The 15,688-nt window shown below is 26.5% G+C and carries 13 protein-coding genes; 11 read left to right on the top strand and 2 right to left on the bottom strand.

The window, feature by feature from the left end:
* Positions 1 to 120: 120 nt before the first annotated feature.
* On the top strand, positions 121 to 462 hold the full coding sequence (locus tag KYD98_RS04235; RefSeq protein ID WP_219778337.1) for a hypothetical protein: 342 nt from the start codon (positions 121 to 123) through the stop codon (positions 460 to 462).
* A 302-nt stretch (positions 463 to 764) separates the two neighbouring features.
* Here KYD98_RS04235 and KYD98_RS04230 read toward each other — a convergent pair whose 3' ends face one another.
* Positions 765 to 1,220 carry a MarR family winged helix-turn-helix transcriptional regulator gene (locus KYD98_RS04230; protein ID WP_219778336.1) on the bottom strand — a complete coding sequence of 152 codons (456 nt, stop codon included), beginning with the start codon at positions 1,218 to 1,220 and terminating at the stop codon, positions 765 to 767.
* 280 nt (positions 1,221 to 1,500) lie between these two features.
* Between KYD98_RS04230 and KYD98_RS04225 the strand changes: the two genes are divergently transcribed.
* The 5 genes from KYD98_RS04225 to KYD98_RS04205 all read left to right on the top strand — a co-directional run bounded on the left by KYD98_RS04225 (position 1,501) and on the right by KYD98_RS04205 (position 8,805).
* Positions 1,501 to 3,732 carry an ABC transporter ATP-binding protein gene (locus tag KYD98_RS04225; RefSeq protein WP_219778335.1) on the top strand — a complete coding sequence of 744 codons (2,232 nt, stop codon included), beginning with the start codon at positions 1,501 to 1,503 and terminating at the stop codon, positions 3,730 to 3,732.
* Positions 3,725 to 5,566 carry an ABC transporter ATP-binding protein gene (locus KYD98_RS04220; RefSeq protein ID WP_219778334.1) on the top strand — a complete coding sequence of 614 codons (1,842 nt, stop codon included), beginning with the start codon at positions 3,725 to 3,727 and terminating at the stop codon, positions 5,564 to 5,566. The genes KYD98_RS04225 and KYD98_RS04220 overlap by 8 nt, the downstream gene beginning before the upstream one ends.
* 336 nt (positions 5,567 to 5,902) lie before the next feature.
* Positions 5,903 to 6,736 (top strand): methyl-accepting chemotaxis protein, encoded by an 834-nt coding sequence (locus KYD98_RS04215; RefSeq protein WP_219778333.1) that lies wholly within the window; start codon positions 5,903 to 5,905, stop codon positions 6,734 to 6,736.
* 120 nt (positions 6,737 to 6,856) lie between these two features.
* On the top strand, positions 6,857 to 7,720 hold the full coding sequence (locus KYD98_RS04210; RefSeq protein ID WP_219778332.1) for an MBL fold metallo-hydrolase: 864 nt from the start codon (positions 6,857 to 6,859) through the stop codon (positions 7,718 to 7,720).
* 302 nt (positions 7,721 to 8,022) lie between these two features.
* On the top strand, positions 8,023 to 8,805 hold the full coding sequence (locus KYD98_RS04205; protein WP_219778331.1) for a lysozyme: 783 nt from the start codon (positions 8,023 to 8,025) through the stop codon (positions 8,803 to 8,805).
* 71 nt (positions 8,806 to 8,876) lie between these two features.
* On the opposite strand, the gene KYD98_RS04200 is transcribed toward KYD98_RS04205, so the two are convergent.
* Positions 8,877 to 9,050, bottom strand: a complete 174-nt coding sequence (locus tag KYD98_RS04200; protein ID WP_219778330.1) for a hypothetical protein — start codon at positions 9,048 to 9,050, stop codon at positions 8,877 to 8,879.
* A gap of 595 nt (positions 9,051 to 9,645) precedes the next feature.
* On the opposite strand from KYD98_RS04200, the gene KYD98_RS04195 reads away from it, so the two are divergent.
* From KYD98_RS04195 to KYD98_RS04175, 5 genes are all read left to right on the top strand, one after another.
* Positions 9,646 to 10,833, top strand: coding sequence for a quaternary amine ABC transporter ATP-binding protein (locus KYD98_RS04195; protein WP_219778329.1), 1,188 nt, complete (start codon positions 9,646 to 9,648; stop codon positions 10,831 to 10,833).
* A gap of 1 nt (position 10,834) precedes the next feature.
* Positions 10,835 to 11,665: an ABC transporter permease gene (locus tag KYD98_RS04190; protein WP_219778328.1), complete on the top strand. Its 831-nt coding sequence runs from the start codon at positions 10,835 to 10,837 to the stop codon at positions 11,663 to 11,665.
* A 55-nt stretch (positions 11,666 to 11,720) separates the two neighbouring features.
* Complete coding sequence (locus KYD98_RS04185; RefSeq protein ID WP_308462430.1) at positions 11,721 to 12,611, top strand: glycine betaine ABC transporter substrate-binding protein; 891 nt, start codon at positions 11,721 to 11,723, stop codon at positions 12,609 to 12,611.
* A gap of 450 nt (positions 12,612 to 13,061) precedes the next feature.
* Positions 13,062 to 13,952 (top strand): glycine betaine ABC transporter substrate-binding protein, encoded by an 891-nt coding sequence (locus KYD98_RS04180; RefSeq protein ID WP_219778327.1) that lies wholly within the window; start codon positions 13,062 to 13,064, stop codon positions 13,950 to 13,952.
* Between the two features lie 352 nt (positions 13,953 to 14,304).
* Entirely contained in the window at positions 14,305 to 15,567 is a 1,263-nt protein-coding gene (locus tag KYD98_RS04175) for a uracil-xanthine permease family protein (RefSeq protein WP_219778326.1), read from the top strand.
* The last annotated feature ends 121 nt before the right edge of the window (positions 15,568 to 15,688 follow it).

The following is a 15,688-nucleotide window of genomic DNA, read 5'->3' as shown; positions in this document are numbered from 1 at the left end:
TAGTCACTTAGCAATTTTTTATAATGAAAAGTAGTATAATTATATTAATTTAAAACCTCTTAATATATTGTTAGTAGAACTGATCTTTATATAAAAAATTATTATAAAAATGGAGGTATTATGAAAAAAGTATTTTTAGTAATAAAAAAAATTTTGTTAATATTTTGGTGGCAAGATATAGAAAAGTCTAATTTTTTTGTACGAATATTAAACTCCATATGGGCATTTACTCTAAGTTTTGGAGCATTTTCTTTAGTGTATTCATCTAATATGAATTTAATTTTTAAAATAATTATAGGAACTTATTTGATTCTTAGTTTTATGTCATTTTGGCCAACTTCACATTTATTAGACAATAAAGATGAAGTTGAAGGGGGTATATTTTATATTTTTCAAAGGGTATTTATTTTATTTTCATTTATAATTCTTTTAAGGTATGTTATTAACGATGAAAATATTTAAATATATCAGTTATTTGAGAGAGATTATTTAATTTAATAGAAATATTTTTAGTTAAATAATTTGATAATTATTTATTTGAATAAAATTAATACTTTTGATGGAATAATATTAATGATATAGATTGTATAATAAAATATTTATAAACAATTAAATTTACAGAGTAAGTTTACTATATTCTTATTTTTTGACAGTATCTGTAAATTAAACTTTATTATAAATTTTAAAATAATAAAAAGACTCCGCTTCTTTGATAAGAAACTGAAGTCGTTAGTATAATTCTACTGAATATAATGGATAGTTTATTAAAAATTATGTTTTTCTATTTTTTTTATAATTTCCTTTATTGTTTTTGAAGATTCAATAACTTTCTTTTTATCTTCAGATGACAATATATCAAAATACTTATATAATTTATCAGTCATATTAGCTTTAATAGTTTTAAGCATTTCTGTGCCAGATTCTGTATTAGTAAGCAAGATTTCTTTACGATTTTCAGGATTAACTGTTCTATTGATATATCCCTTATTAACTAAATTATTAACTATACCTGTGGTTTGCTGTTTAGTAATCATAAGTTCTTTAGCTAAATTAGTCATATTAATAGAATTAAATTTATCCAAAACACACAATGTTTGCATTTGTAATCTACTAATAATAATTGCAGAATTTGTTTCTGTTGGTCTAATTATCAATTTTTTCATACAAATAGAGAGGTCCATTAATTCATTTAAAATTTCTAAAGTATCTTTATTTTTCAAGAAAATCACCTAACATTTCATTTAGATTTTACATATTGTATCTATAATTAAGTTTATACAGTAATTATAAAAAAGTCAACAAATGTTAACAGTAAATATTTATTGACATAAATAAAATTTCGTTGTAAGATAAGTTTCATAGTAAATAAATGTTGATAATTAAAAATAAAAAACAATTAGTAATACTGGTTAATTAAGGGATAAATTTTAACCACCAGTACAAATACTATAAGTTTAAAAATTATTCAATAATAAACAAAAAAGAAAGGATTAAAAGTATATGCTTAAATTATTAAAACATTTAAAAAGATCAGTTTGGCCTATTCTAGCTATATTAGTTTTATTAGTTATACAATCAGCTTGTGATTTAACTTTACCTAAATATACTTCAAATATTGTTAATATAGGTATTCAACATGGAGGAGTAGATAAAATAACTCCAGATGTAATTAGAGAGAGCGAAATGAAAAAACTTTTTTTATTTATGGAAAATGAAGATTATAAAAAAGTGATAGAAAATTATGATTTACTTTCTAAAGCATCTACTTCAAATAATAATTATCCTTTATTAGAAGAAGAAAATCTTTATGTATTAAAAGGTACTAATAAAGATAAAATTGAAGAACTAAATTTAATATTGGGAAAACCAATGGTATTGCTTGAGTATTTTGAAAGTGGATCAGATGAAGTTAAGGCAGTGGAAGAGAAGATACTTAACTCATTTCCAGCTGGGGTATTACCACAAGGTGCAGATATATTCGATGCATTTAAAGTTATGCCAAAAGAACAGTTAAAAGAAATAACATCAAAAATGAATGAAACGTTTAGTAAGTTAGATGATAATACTATTAATCAAATGGCAGTTTCATTTGTAAGAAATGAATATAATACAGTTGGTATAGATATGGATAAATACCAAACACATTATATATTTGTATCTGGTGCAAAGATGCTTGGATTTTCATTAGTGAGTATGGTATCAATAATGCTTGTAGCTTTAATAGCTTCAAGAGTAGCAGCCATATTTAGCCGTGATCTAAGAAGCAGTATATTTAAAAAGGTTGTTGGATTTACAAATAAAGAATTTGATGATTTTTCAACAGCATCATTAATTACACGTTGTACTAATGATATCCAACAAGTTCAATTACTTACAGTAATGGTACTTAGATTTGTGTTATATGCTCCAATTCTTGGAATAGGTGCTTATATAAAAGTTTTAAATACTAATAGTTCAATGTCTTGGGTTATTGGTGTTGCAGTACTTTCTATATTAAGTCTTGTTATTATATTATTTGCAACTGCTATGCCTAAATTTAAAAAATTACAAAAGTTAGTTGATAGAATAAACTTAGTTGCTAGAGAAATATTGACAGGCCTTCCAGTAATACGCGCATTTAGTACTGAAAAACATGAAGAAGAACGTTTTGATAAAGCAAATAAAGATTTAACAGATGTTAATTTATTTGTTAATAAAATAATGACATGCATGATGCCTGCAATGATATTTATAATGAATGCAATTACAATATTAATAGTATGGGTTGGGGCTAGTAAAATAGAGAATGCAACAATGCAAGTTGGAGATTTAATGGCATTTATTCAATATACAATGCAAATTATAATGGCATTCTTAATGCTTTCAATGATATCAGTTATGATGCCACGTGCTGCGGTATCAGCAAAGCGTATTGCAGAAATTTTAGATACAGAAGTATCAGTAGAAGATCCTGTATCAGTAAAAGAATTTGATGATACTAAAAAAGGTTATGTAGAATTTAATAATGTTAGTTTTAGATATCCAAATGCAGAAGAAGATGTTATAAGTAATATTAACTTTATTGCAAAACCAGGACAAACTACAGCAATTATAGGAAGTACAGGTAGTGGTAAAACTACATTAATTAATTTAATTCCTCGTTTCTTTGATGTAACAGGAGGAGAGATATTAGTTGATGGAGTAGATGTAAGAAATGTTACTCAATATGATTTACGAAATAAAATTGGTTATGTACCTCAAAAAGCAATGCTATTCTCAGGAACAATAGAATCCAATATTAAATATGGTCTTGAAAATGCTTCAGATGAAGTAATGGTAAAAGCTGCTAGTGTTGCACAAGCTACTGAATTTATAGAAGCAAAACAAGATACATATAATAGCCCAATTTCTCAAGGTGGAAATAATGTGTCAGGTGGTCAAAAACAAAGGTTATCAATAGCAAGAGCAATTGCAAAACAACCAGAAATATATATATTTGATGATAGTTTTTCTGCTCTTGATTATAAGACAGATATTGTTCTTAGAAAAGCATTAAATGAACAAATAAAAGATAGTACTATTTTAATTGTAGCTCAAAGAATTAGTACAGTGTTAAATTCTGATCAGATTATTGTTTTAGATGAAGGGGAAATAGTAGGAATAGGGACACATAAAGAATTATTAAAATCTTGTGAAGTTTATAAACAAATTGCTTTATCACAACTTTCAAAGGAGGAGCTTGAGGATGAGTAAGAATAATGTGCAAAGAAAATCTCCGATGGGCGGCGGAAAAATGGGCACAGGAGAAAAAGCTAAGAATTTTAAAAGTACTATGAGTAAACTATTAAAGTACTTAAGTGAATATAAAACTCCTATAATACTTGTATTTATTTTTGCTATTGGAAGTACAATATTTGCTATAGTAGGACCTAAAATTTTAGGTAATGCAACTACTGAGTTATTTGAAGGATTTATGAGTAAGATATCTGGAGGTCCAGGAATTAACTTTAATAAAATTAGTGAAATACTTGTAATATTAATTTGTCTATATGCTGTTAGTGCCATATTTTCTTTCATACAAGGAATATTGATGACAAATGTTTCTCAAAAGTTAACTTATAAGTTAAGAAAAGAATTATCAGAAAAAATTCATCGTATGCCAATGAAATTTTTTGATGGAAGAACTCATGGGGAAGTTTTATCAATTTTTACAAATGATATAGATACCTTATCTCAAAGTTTAAATCAAAGTGCGACTCAACTTATAACATCAATAACAACTGTAATAGGTATTATGATAATGATGTTTAGTATTGATTGGATAATGACTTTAGTAGTTTTATGTATAGTTCCAATTTCTGTGGGAATTATAGGAGTTGTTATTAAAAATTCTCAAAAATATTTTAAAGAACAACAAAAATATTTAGGTCATGTAAACGGGCAAGTTGAAGAAGTATTTGGTGGGCAAAATATAGTTAGGGTGTTTAATAAAGAACAAAAAGTAATTGATGAATTTGAAAAATCTAATGATATATTATATAAGTCAGCATGGAAATCACAATTTTTATCAGGGCTTATGATGCCTATTATGACTTTTGTAGGTAATCTTGGATATGTAGCAGTTTCAATTTTAGGTGGATATTTTGTTATTAAAGGTAGAATTACAGTTGGTAATATTCAATCATTTATTCAATATAGCAGGAACTTTACTCAACCAATGGGACAAATTGCTCAAGTTTCAAATTTACTACAATCAACAGCAGCTGCTGCTGAAAGGGTTTTTGAATTTTTAGAGCAAGAAGAGGAAGAACAATTTGTTAAGAATCCTGCATCTATTGATGATGTTCATGGTAATGTAGAATTTAAAAATGTACACTTTGGATATAACCCAGAAAAAATTATAATAAATGATTTCAATGCTAAAATTAAACAAGGACAAAAGGTCGCAATTGTAGGACCAACAGGAGCTGGTAAAACAACGATGATTAAGCTTTTAATGCGTTTCTATGATGTAAATGATGGAGCAATTTTAATTGATGGTAATGATTTAAGAAACTTTAATCGTAGTGAACTTCGTGAAGCTTTTGGGATGGTATTACAAGATACATGGCTATATAATGGAAGCATAATGGATAATATTAGATATGGTAAATTAAATGCAACTGATGAAGATGTAATAAAAGCAGCTAAAGCAGCTCATGTTCATAATTTTGTAAAAACTTTACCAGATGGATATAATATGGAGTTAAATGAAGAAGCAAGTAATGTTTCACAGGGACAAAAGCAGTTATTAACAATAGCAAGAGCTATATTAGCAGATCCCAAAATTCTTATTCTTGATGAAGCTACAAGTTCAGTAGATACAAGAACAGAAGTACTTATTCAAAAGGCGATGGATAATCTGATGAAGGGAAGAACTAGCTTTGTTATAGCTCATAGATTATCAACCATAAAAGATGCTGATTTAATTCTTGTAATGAATGATGGAGATATTATAGAACAAGGAAATCATGAAGAATTATTATCTCAAAATGGATTTTATGCTAACCTTTATAATTCACAGTTTGAAAATGCGAAGGCAGTGTAATTTTAATAATAAATTTAATGTAGTATTAAATTTAGAGAAGATTATTATAAAAAATATTTGTAATTACTAATTTATAATGTAAATAAAACTATAAAAATTTAAGGGCCTAAATATTAATTTATTTTAATATTTAGGTCTATTTTTAATACAATTAAAACAAAAATGGAAAAAATAAAATAATTGTCCAAAATAATGAAAAAGTGATATAATATTGAAAACAATATCAAATGATAAAACTAATATTTATAAATATTTGTATTTTGAAAGGAGCTCTAATTTAATAAAACATAAATATTAGTTTTCATAGCAGTAGATAAAATATTGGGAGTGAGCTTTATGATAAATAAGATAGAAGATAATCAATTAATGCAAGCATTTTATACTTTAATGCCATATTTTAAATATTATTTTGATGATGAATTAATTTTTACGATATCTAATACTGAAAAGTTTTTGTTGGTAAAAGATAGTGAAAATTTAAAAATGCAATCTAAAACAGGAGATTTAATACCAAATGGCTGTGCAGCTGATGTATGCTTAAAAGCTAAAAAACAAGTGTCTGTGTTAGTTCCTGAAGATGTTTTTGGTGTACCATTAAAAACTATAGCAATTCCAGTTTTTGAAAATAATAAAATGGCAGGAACAATTGTAATTGGAATGAGTGTAGAAAGAAAAGAAAAGATGGCAGATATGTCAAACAATTTATCAGAGTCGTTAGGTCAAATAGGTAGTAATTTATCTGATATGGCATCTGGACTTCAAAAAATATCTGAAACTAATGCAGATATAGAAAAATTTATAAAGATTACAAATGATAATTATAAGAAAACAGATGATGTGTTAAAATTTATAGAAAGTATAGCTAAACAAACTAATCTGTTAGGATTAAATGCAGCTATAGAATCAGCAAGAGCAGGGGAATATGGAAAAGGATTTAGTGTAGTATCTAATGAAATTAGAAAATTATCTCAATCAAGTAGTCAATCTATAAATGAAATTAATCAAATATTGAGTGATATACAAAATTCAATAAATAAGATATATAATAGATTTAATGCTTCAAATTCATTATTAGATAGACAAGCATCAGGGTTAGAAGAAATTACTGCAACAGTTCAAGAACTTAATTCTACAGCAGAACTTTTAAAGGAGTTTGCAGCTACAATATAAGGCACATTCAAAAAATAGACTAGTATGTTTGTATATTTTGTCTTCTTGTCTGAAACAAAATATATGCTACATCGTTGATCTATTATTTTATTTCATGTGCCTAAAAAGGGAGATGTTAATATGAAAATAACCACATTAATAGAAAATACATTAGATAAGGAAGAAAAGCTAAAAAATGAACATGGTCTTTCTATGTTTATTGAAGGAAGCGATTGTAATGTTTTATTTGATACAGGAAAAACAGGAGATTTTATTGAAAATGCTGTAAAATTAAATGTTGATCTTAAAAAGACTGATATTTTAGTTTTGAGTCATGCACATTATGATCATTGTGGTGGGGTAAAAAAATTATTAGAGACTTATAATATTAAGCCTAAACTTATAGTAAGTAAATATTTCTTTGAAAGAATAAATAAATATCATTATTCAGATGGAACACTTAAATCAGATTTCTCAAAAGAACCTGGTTATGCATATATAGGAACCGATTTTGATAAAGAATATATAAAGAGTAAAGATCTTATTACAGAAGATGTAACAACAGATATTTTAAAAATAAGTGATGATATTTTTGTATTTTCCAATTTTAATAAATATTATAATTTTGAAAAAGTGAATGAAAATATGAAACTTAAGGTTGATAATGAATATATAGTTGACACATTTGATGAAGAAGTAGCATTAGGAATTAAAACTTCAAAGGGACTAATTATATTGCTAGGTTGTGCACATCCAGGTTTTTTAAATATGGTTAAGACTATAGAAGAAAGAACTAAAGAAAAGATAATAGGAATAATTGGTGGAACTCATCTTATAGAAGCTGATGATGAAAGAATAAAGAAATCAGTTGATTATTTAAAAGAATCTGGAGTTGAATTATTAGGTTTATCCCATTGTACTGGTGATAAAGCAGTTGATATTTTTAATAGGGAATGTAAGCAATCATTTACTAATAGAACAGGTACAATATTAGAATTAGATTAATAAAATAGTTATTATAAAATTAATATAAGGGATTGTCTTAAAATACAGTAAGTAAATGCATGAAGTAGATACTTTTTTTGAGACACTCCCTTTTTGATGTCTCAAAAAAGTATAGAATTTTTAGAAATCGAAAGAAGAATAAAATCTAAGATAAATGAGATATTTTAAATTAAAAGTAACCTATTTAAAATAAACTTCATATTATGTAATATTAAATAAATTTTAAATTATTATAGAGAATTATGTCTTTAATTATAGTATCTAATTAGAAGTATATATTTGGTGAGGGGAGGGTAAATAATATGTCACAATGGAAATGGTGTGTAGAAGGCCCGGATGGAAAAGTTATAAAAGGGTGGTATGAAGATAATGGAACTTGGTATTATTTAAATGATGAAGGTATAATGCAAACGGGATGGGTAAAAGATAAAGATGGTTCATGGTATTATATGAATGAAAAGGGTGCAATGCAGACCGGATGGCTTCAATTAAAAGGAATATGGTATTACCTAGAAGAAAATAGTAATGGATATAAAGGTAAATGCTATATAGACTGCACTGCAACTATTAATGGAAAGCAGTATATTTTTGATAAAGATGGTCGTATGTTAAATAATTATTTAGTTTCAGATGCTTGTATTAATTTTATAAAATCTTGGGAAGGATTCTCTGCTACACCGTATTATGATACAGTTGGAGTATTGACATTAGGATATGGCATGACGGGTGATGAAATAAAGGGCTTATCAAATATTACAGAAAGTCAAGCTAGTGAAATGTTAAGAGAACTAGTTAATAATAAATATGCCAAAGCAATAAAAAAAGATTTAGATTCTAAAGGAATAACTTTAACTCAAAATGAATTTGATGCATTAGTAAGTTTTGCATATAATTGCGGAATTGCAGGACTATTAAGTTCTACACTATACAAAAATGTGGTTGATGGAATAAGAAATAGAAATATTCTCATATCTAATTTTCAAGCATGGTCTAATGGTGGAGGTAGAAGAATAGAAGGCTTATATCGTAGACGTACAAAAGAAGCAAATATGTTTTTAAATGCAGATTATACGGGTAATGTATAAATAGAAATTAATATGAATAAATAAAAAGAGTAGATATCAAAATTTAACTTGATATCTACTCTTTTTATTTATTAGTTTTTCTCTTTTAATTTATCTAAAATAGTGTCTAATTTTTGGTCTATAGCTTTGTTTCTAATAATAAAATTTTTAAATCCTCGTATAGCTTTAAATACTATAAATACACACATAATTAATAAAGCAAAATTAATAAGTGTCATAATAAGTGTAGAATAGTTAATATCCATAAAATAAAGCTCCTTTTTAACTTAATATTTTAGTTATATTTAAAATATAATAAATAAATTTACCTATATATATAGAATAAAATAGTATATATTATTACGGTTAATAGATTGTAAATATATTCTATACTATAACATATTTTGTTGAAATAGTATAAGTTTGACTGAAAATATTGTTAAAATATATGAATATTTATTATTATATTAGTTTAAAATATTTGTATATTTTAATGTATATTTTTATATTAAAAATCTATAGCCATTATGTATAGAGATTTGACAAAAGTAACAACTTTGTGATAAATTAGAGTTGTTACTTAATAAAAACTAAGTATATATCACATAAATATTAATATATATGTTTTAATTAAGTTATTATATTTATAATCCTTTATATAATTTTTATAAAAAAATTATATCTTTAAATTAATCATATCTAGTTAAAAGCATATATATCATAAATTGTCTATATAAGTTCCTCACAATACTGGTAAGTGATATTATTTATAAATATTTTAAGATTTATATTAATGAACAAATTTTATTGGAGCTTATATATTTAATAATAAGTTTAAAAGAAATTTTAGAGGAGGTAAACATGTCGAAATTAGAAGTAAAAGATTTATATAAAATTTTCGGAAAAAACCCTAAAAAAGTGATTCCTATGTTGGAAAAAGGAATGAATAAAATTGAGATACATGGTAAGACAGGAAATTCTGTTGGTGTAAATAATGCTAGTTTTGAAGTTAATAAAGGTGAGTTTTTTGTAGTTATGGGATTATCAGGGAGTGGAAAATCAACATTAATAAGGTGTTTAAATCGTCTTATTGAACCTACAAGTGGGCAAATCTTGATAGACGGAAAAGATATATTAAAATGCAATGAAGATGAACTTCTAGAAGTTAGAAGAAAAAAAATTGCTATGGTTTTTCAGAACTTTGCACTTTTTCCTCACAAAACTATTTCAGATAATGTGGCGTATGGTTTAGAAATACAGGGAGTAAATTCTAAAACGAGAAAAGAAAAAGCATATGAATGTTTAGAATTAGTAGGCTTAAAAGGATATGAGGAAAGTATGCCAGATCAATTAAGTGGAGGGATGAAGCAGAGAGTTGGACTAGCTAGAGCATTAGCTACAGAGCCAGAAATACTTCTTATGGATGAAGCTTTTAGTGCATTAGATCCATTAATACGTAAAGAAATGCAAGAAGAAATGTTACAATTACAAGCTAAAATGCAGAAAACTATAATATTTATAACTCATGATTTAGATGAGGCACTAAGATTGGGTGATAGAATAGCAATTATGAAAGATGGTATTGTAGAACAAATAGGTTCATCGGAAGATATATTAACTAATCCAGCTAGTGATTATGTAAGAAAATTTGTTCAAGATGTAGATAGAACAAAAGTAATAACATCGTCTACTATTATGGAAATAGCAAAAGCTATACGAATTGAAAAAGATGGTCCAAAAGCAGCGGTTAGGATTATGAAAGATGAAGGAATTTCTAGTATTTATGTAATTAATAAAGAAAGAAAACTAAAAGGGATTGTAAATATTGATGATGCATTAGAACTTGCAAAGAAAAACATAAAAACTATAGAAGAGATAGTAATAAAAGATGTTCCTAAAGCATCTCCGGATGAAGCGATTTCTGATTTGTTATCTGTAGCTAAGGATACAAAATATCCTATTGCAGTTATTGGTGAGAATGATATTTTAATGGGGATAATAAAAAGATCTACAATAATTGCTGGAATTGCTGGAGAGGAGGATAAATAATATGCTTACATTACATATAGGATCATATATTGAGTTTATAATAGATTGGTTAAAAAATAATATAGAACCATTCTTTAAACTAGTAAAAATCATAAATGAAACATTAATAACTGGATTAGAAGATTTATTATTAATTATACCAAGTATAGTTATAATAATAGTACTTACTTTAATAACATTAAAACTTACCGATAAGAAGACATCTGTTTTTACATTTGTAGGGTTATTATTTATTGATGCTATGGAATTATGGCCTCAAACAATGGAAACACTTGCACTTATATTGGTATCAGCGTTTATTTCTTTACTTATAGGTGTACCACTTGGAATTTATGCAGCTAGGCATGATAGAGTTGCTAAAATATTAAGACCTATATTAGACTTTATGCAAACAATGCCGGCCTTTGTATATTTAATTCCAGCGGTTTTATTTTTTGGAATGGGAAAAGTTCCAGGAGCTATAGCTACTGTTATTTTTTCTATGCCACCTGCAGTTAGACTTACTAATTTAGGGATTAAACAAGTTCCAGAAGATGTAATTGAAGCCGCAAAATCATTTGGATCTACCAAGAATCAAATGTTATATAAAGTACAATTACCTATTGCACTGCCAACTATATTAGCTGGAGTAAATCAAACAATAATGCTTTCATTATCTATGGTTGTTATATCTGCTATGATAGGTGCTGGTGGATTAGGTAGAGAAGTATATAATGGTATTACTCAAATGGATGTTGGTACAGGTTTTGAAAGTGGATTAGCTGTAGTTATTTTAGCTATGGTATTAGACAGAATAACTCAATCTTTAGGAAAAAATAAAAAAAATAATTAATTTAACTACAAATATATCTTAAATAAGAGATTTAATAAATAAAGGAGGAATAAGAGTGCATAAAAACTTAAAAAAGATTATGACATTAGCATTCGCTGGTATATTAGCAGTAGGCATGTTAAGTGGATGTGGAAAAAATTCAACACAAAAAACAGAAAATTCAAAAGGAAAAGTAACATTAGGATATGTAAACTGGGCAGAAGGAGTAGCTATGACTAATTTAGTCAAAGCTGTATTAGAAGATAAAATGGGATATGAAGTTGATATGAAGCAAGGGGAAGCCGGAATGATTTATACTTCATTATCAACTGGAGATATGGATGCCTTTTTAGATGGATGGTTACCAGTTACTCATAAAGATTATATGGAGAAATATCAAGGAAAAGTAGAGAAAATAGGAACAAATTTTGAAGGTGCGAAGATAGGATTAGTAGTACCTAGCTATATGAATATAAATAGTATAGAAGATTTAAATTCAGTTAAAGATGAATTAGATGGAAAAATAATAGGTATTGATCCAGGTGCAGGCATAATGAAAACTACTAATAAAGCTATAAAAGACTATGGATTAGATTTAGAACTTATGGAAGGTAGCGGAGCTACAATGACAGCTATGCTTAAAAAAGCAGAAGATGAAAAGGCACCAATTGTTGTTACTGGTTGGAAACCACATTGGAAATTTGCTCGTTGGGATCTTAAATTCTTAGAAGATCCAAAAAATGTTTATGGTGAAGCAGAAGATATTTATACAATTACAAGAAAAAATTTTTCAAAAGATATGCCAGAAGTTACACAATTCTTAAATAATTTTAAAATGGATGACAAACAACTAGGATCTTTAATGGGTGATATTCAAGAAAACAGCAATAAAGATCCATTAGAAGTTGCGAAGGAATGGATAAAAAATAATGAAGAATTAGTTAATAGTTGGATACCTAAAGAATAAATTAATAGTTTTTATTAAAGTATATGTTTTAAAAATATAATTTATTGTAATATTCAATTGGTTTATAAAAATTATAAACAGTAAGTTTAAACTATCTGAAATTCACTTTAAGTAATCTTAATTAAATTTGAAAATCTTTCTCTTTTAACATTTTTTAGATCAAATCATATATTGCAATAAAAAACATATAACTTTATTAATAAATATAACCTATAAATTAAATATTATTAGTTTAATATTTAATTTATAGGTTTTTTTTATAAAAGTTTAAAATTATAAATGAAACGTTAATATTTGGATTGGAAGATTTATTATTAATTATACCAAGTATGGTTATAATAATAATGCTTGCTTTAATACAATTAATTACAGATATTTCTTTAAAACGAGATTTAATAATAAGGCAGTAAATTAACTGACTATAAACTTATTATACGAGGAGGAATAATAATGAACAAAAGTTTAAAAAAGATTATGTCATTAGCGTTTGTTGGGATATTAGCTGTAGGAATGCTAGGTGGATGTGGAAAAAATTCAACACAAAAAACGGAAAATTCAAAAGGAAAAGTAACATTAGGATATGTAAATTGGGCAGATGGAATAGCTATGACTAATTTAGCTAAAGCTGTATTAGAAGATAAAATGGGATATGAAGTTGAGATGAAACAAGGAGAAGCAGGTATGGTATATACTTCAGTATCAACTGGTGATATGGATGCTTTCTTAGATTCTTGGCTACCACTTGCTCATAAAGATTATATGGATAAATATGGAGAAAATATAGAAAAAATAGGAACAAATTTTGAAGGTGCTAAGATAGGATTAGTAGTTCCTAGCTATATGGATATAAATAGTATAGAAGATTTAAATAAAATTAAAGATCAATTAGAAGGAAAAATAATAGGTATCGATCCAGGTGCAGGTATAATGAAAGCTACAGATAAAGCAATACAAGAGTATGGCTTAGATTTAGATCTTGTAGAAGGTAGTGGAGTTACAATGACAGCTATGCTTAAAAAAGCACTAGATAAAAAGGAACCAATTGTTGTAACAGGTTGGGAACCTCATTGGAAGTTTGCACGTTGGGATCTTAAATTCTTAGATGATCCTAAAAAAGTTTATGGTGAAAATCAGGATATTTATACAATTGCAAGAAAAGGTTTTTCAAAAGACATGCCAGAAGTTTCACAATTCTTAAATAATTTTAAGATGGATAGCAAACAGCTAGGATCTTTAATGGGCGATATCCAAGATAATAGTGATAAAGATCCTTTAGAAGTTGCAAAGAATTGGATGAAGAATAATGAAGATTTAGTAAATAGCTGGATACCTAAAGAATAGAATTTTTATTTTTATTTAAAATCAAGATGTAATATTAAGAAGAACATATAACATTAATTAAGAAATATTGCCTATAAAGTAAATATCAAAAAATAATATTGACTTTATAGGTTTTTTTATATAAAATCAAAACCAAATAATAAAATAAATATTTTGTAAAAATTTATTTACTTTTTTAAAATTTTAGATATAATAAGATAAGGAATGATATAAAAGTAAAATAAATAATTAAAAAGTAATTTATATTATTAAAAACTAAAAATTTGACAACAACTTTTAATTTAGTCCAGAGAGGCTAAAAAGGGGAGATAATAGTATTTTCCTCTTATGTATTTAAGGAGGTATTTTTTTTATGTCAGAAATTATAAGTAGTACAAAAGAACAATTCGGAGAAATTTCGTGGAAAAAAACGGTAAGCAATATAGTATTAGCATTACAACACTTAATTGCAATGTTTGGTGCAACAGTGTTAGTGCCTATTCTAACCGGTCTTGATATTTCAGTAGCATTATTTTGTGCAGGTATTGGAACGTTAGTATTTCATGTTTGTACAAAAATGAAAGTTCCAGTCTTTCTAGGCTCATCATTTGCATTTATTCCAGTAATATGCGCTGTTGGACAAACATATGGCGATTTAAGATATGCACAAGGTGGAATAATGATAGCAGGTCTAATCTATGTATTAATGTCTTTTATTATCAAAAAAATTGGTACTGATAAAATAAAACATGTATTACCAGCACAGGTTGTTGGGCCGATGATTATGGTAATAGGATTAAATTTAATTCCAACAGCTTTTAACATGGCTAAAGACAATTTAATGATTGCTGTTATAACTTTAGGAGTAACTTTATCAGTAAAATATTTAGGAAAAGGTTTCATATCTCAAATAGCAATATTATGTGGAGTCATTATAGGGTATATAGTATCTTATTTTACAGGATATGTTAATGTTCAAGCAATTTCAGAAGCGAGTGTTATAGCTATACCACATTTTACATTACCTAAATTTGATTTAGGAGCTATAATGATTATTGCACCAGTAGTACTAGCTACTTTTATGGAACATATTGGTGATATAACAACAAATGGTCAAGTAGTTGGGAAAAACTTTATAGAAGAGCCAGGATTGAATAGGACTTTACTAGGAGATGGACTAGCTACTATGATAGCTGCATCATTTGGTGGACCAGCTAATACTACATATGGAGAAAATACTGGAGTTTTAGCAATTACAAAAAATTATGATCCATCAATATTAAGATTAGCAGCCCTATTTGCAATAATGTTAAGTTTTATAGGTAAGTTTGGATCGGCAATAAGCACAATTCCACAAGCTGTTATGGGTGGAATAAGTATAATGTTATTCTCTATGATTTCATTAGTTGGATTTAATACTATAAAATATCAAAAAGTAAAAATTGATTGGAGAAATTTACTTGTAATTATTATAATATTAGTAATAGGACTTTTGGGAACTGTTATAGAGAAAAAATTTGGGATTTTAGTAGGAATAAAAATAAATGATACAATATCTATATCAGGATTAAGTTTTGCGGCAATTGTTGGAGTTTTACTAAATCTAATACTAAATAAAATAAAGTTTAAAAGATAATATATATTTTAAGTGAATAGTGACATTATAGTATAAAGACTATATCATTTTTATAATTGTTAGTTATAAAATGATATAGTCTTTTTGGTTCTTATAATAAAATTTAGTAATATTTTAAGTA

This window comes from Clostridium weizhouense, assembly GCF_019431045.1.
GTDB classification, from domain to species: domain Bacteria; phylum Bacillota; class Clostridia; order Clostridiales; family Clostridiaceae; genus Clostridium; species Clostridium weizhouense.
The sequence above is the reverse complement of the archived record's forward strand: the minus strand, read 5'-3'. Positions and strand labels throughout refer to the sequence as shown.

What these genes read in the sequence shown, in the direction of transcription:
- KYD98_RS04235 (WP_219778337.1), top strand. Translation starts at nt 121, where the DNA reads ATGAAAAAAGTATTTTTAGTAATAAAAAAAATTTTGTTAATATTTTGG.
- KYD98_RS04225 (WP_219778335.1), top strand. Translation starts at nt 1,501, where the DNA reads ATGCTTAAATTATTAAAACATTTAAAAAGATCAGTTTGGCCTATTCTA.
- KYD98_RS04220 (WP_219778334.1), top strand. Translation starts at nt 3,725, where the DNA reads ATGAGTAAGAATAATGTGCAAAGAAAATCTCCGATGGGCGGCGGAAAA.
- KYD98_RS04215 (WP_219778333.1), top strand. Translation starts at nt 5,903, where the DNA reads ATGATAAATAAGATAGAAGATAATCAATTAATGCAAGCATTTTATACT.
- KYD98_RS04210 (WP_219778332.1), top strand. Translation starts at nt 6,857, where the DNA reads ATGAAAATAACCACATTAATAGAAAATACATTAGATAAGGAAGAAAAG.
- KYD98_RS04205 (WP_219778331.1), top strand. Translation starts at nt 8,023, where the DNA reads ATGTCACAATGGAAATGGTGTGTAGAAGGCCCGGATGGAAAAGTTATA.
- KYD98_RS04200 (WP_219778330.1), bottom strand. Translation starts at nt 9,050, where the DNA reads ATGGATATTAACTATTCTACACTTATTATGACACTTATTAATTTTGCT.
- KYD98_RS04195 (WP_219778329.1), top strand. Translation starts at nt 9,646, where the DNA reads ATGTCGAAATTAGAAGTAAAAGATTTATATAAAATTTTCGGAAAAAAC.
- KYD98_RS04190 (WP_219778328.1), top strand. Translation starts at nt 10,835, where the DNA reads ATGCTTACATTACATATAGGATCATATATTGAGTTTATAATAGATTGG.
- KYD98_RS04180 (WP_219778327.1), top strand. Translation starts at nt 13,062, where the DNA reads ATGAACAAAAGTTTAAAAAAGATTATGTCATTAGCGTTTGTTGGGATA.
- KYD98_RS04175 (WP_219778326.1), top strand. Translation starts at nt 14,305, where the DNA reads ATGTCAGAAATTATAAGTAGTACAAAAGAACAATTCGGAGAAATTTCG.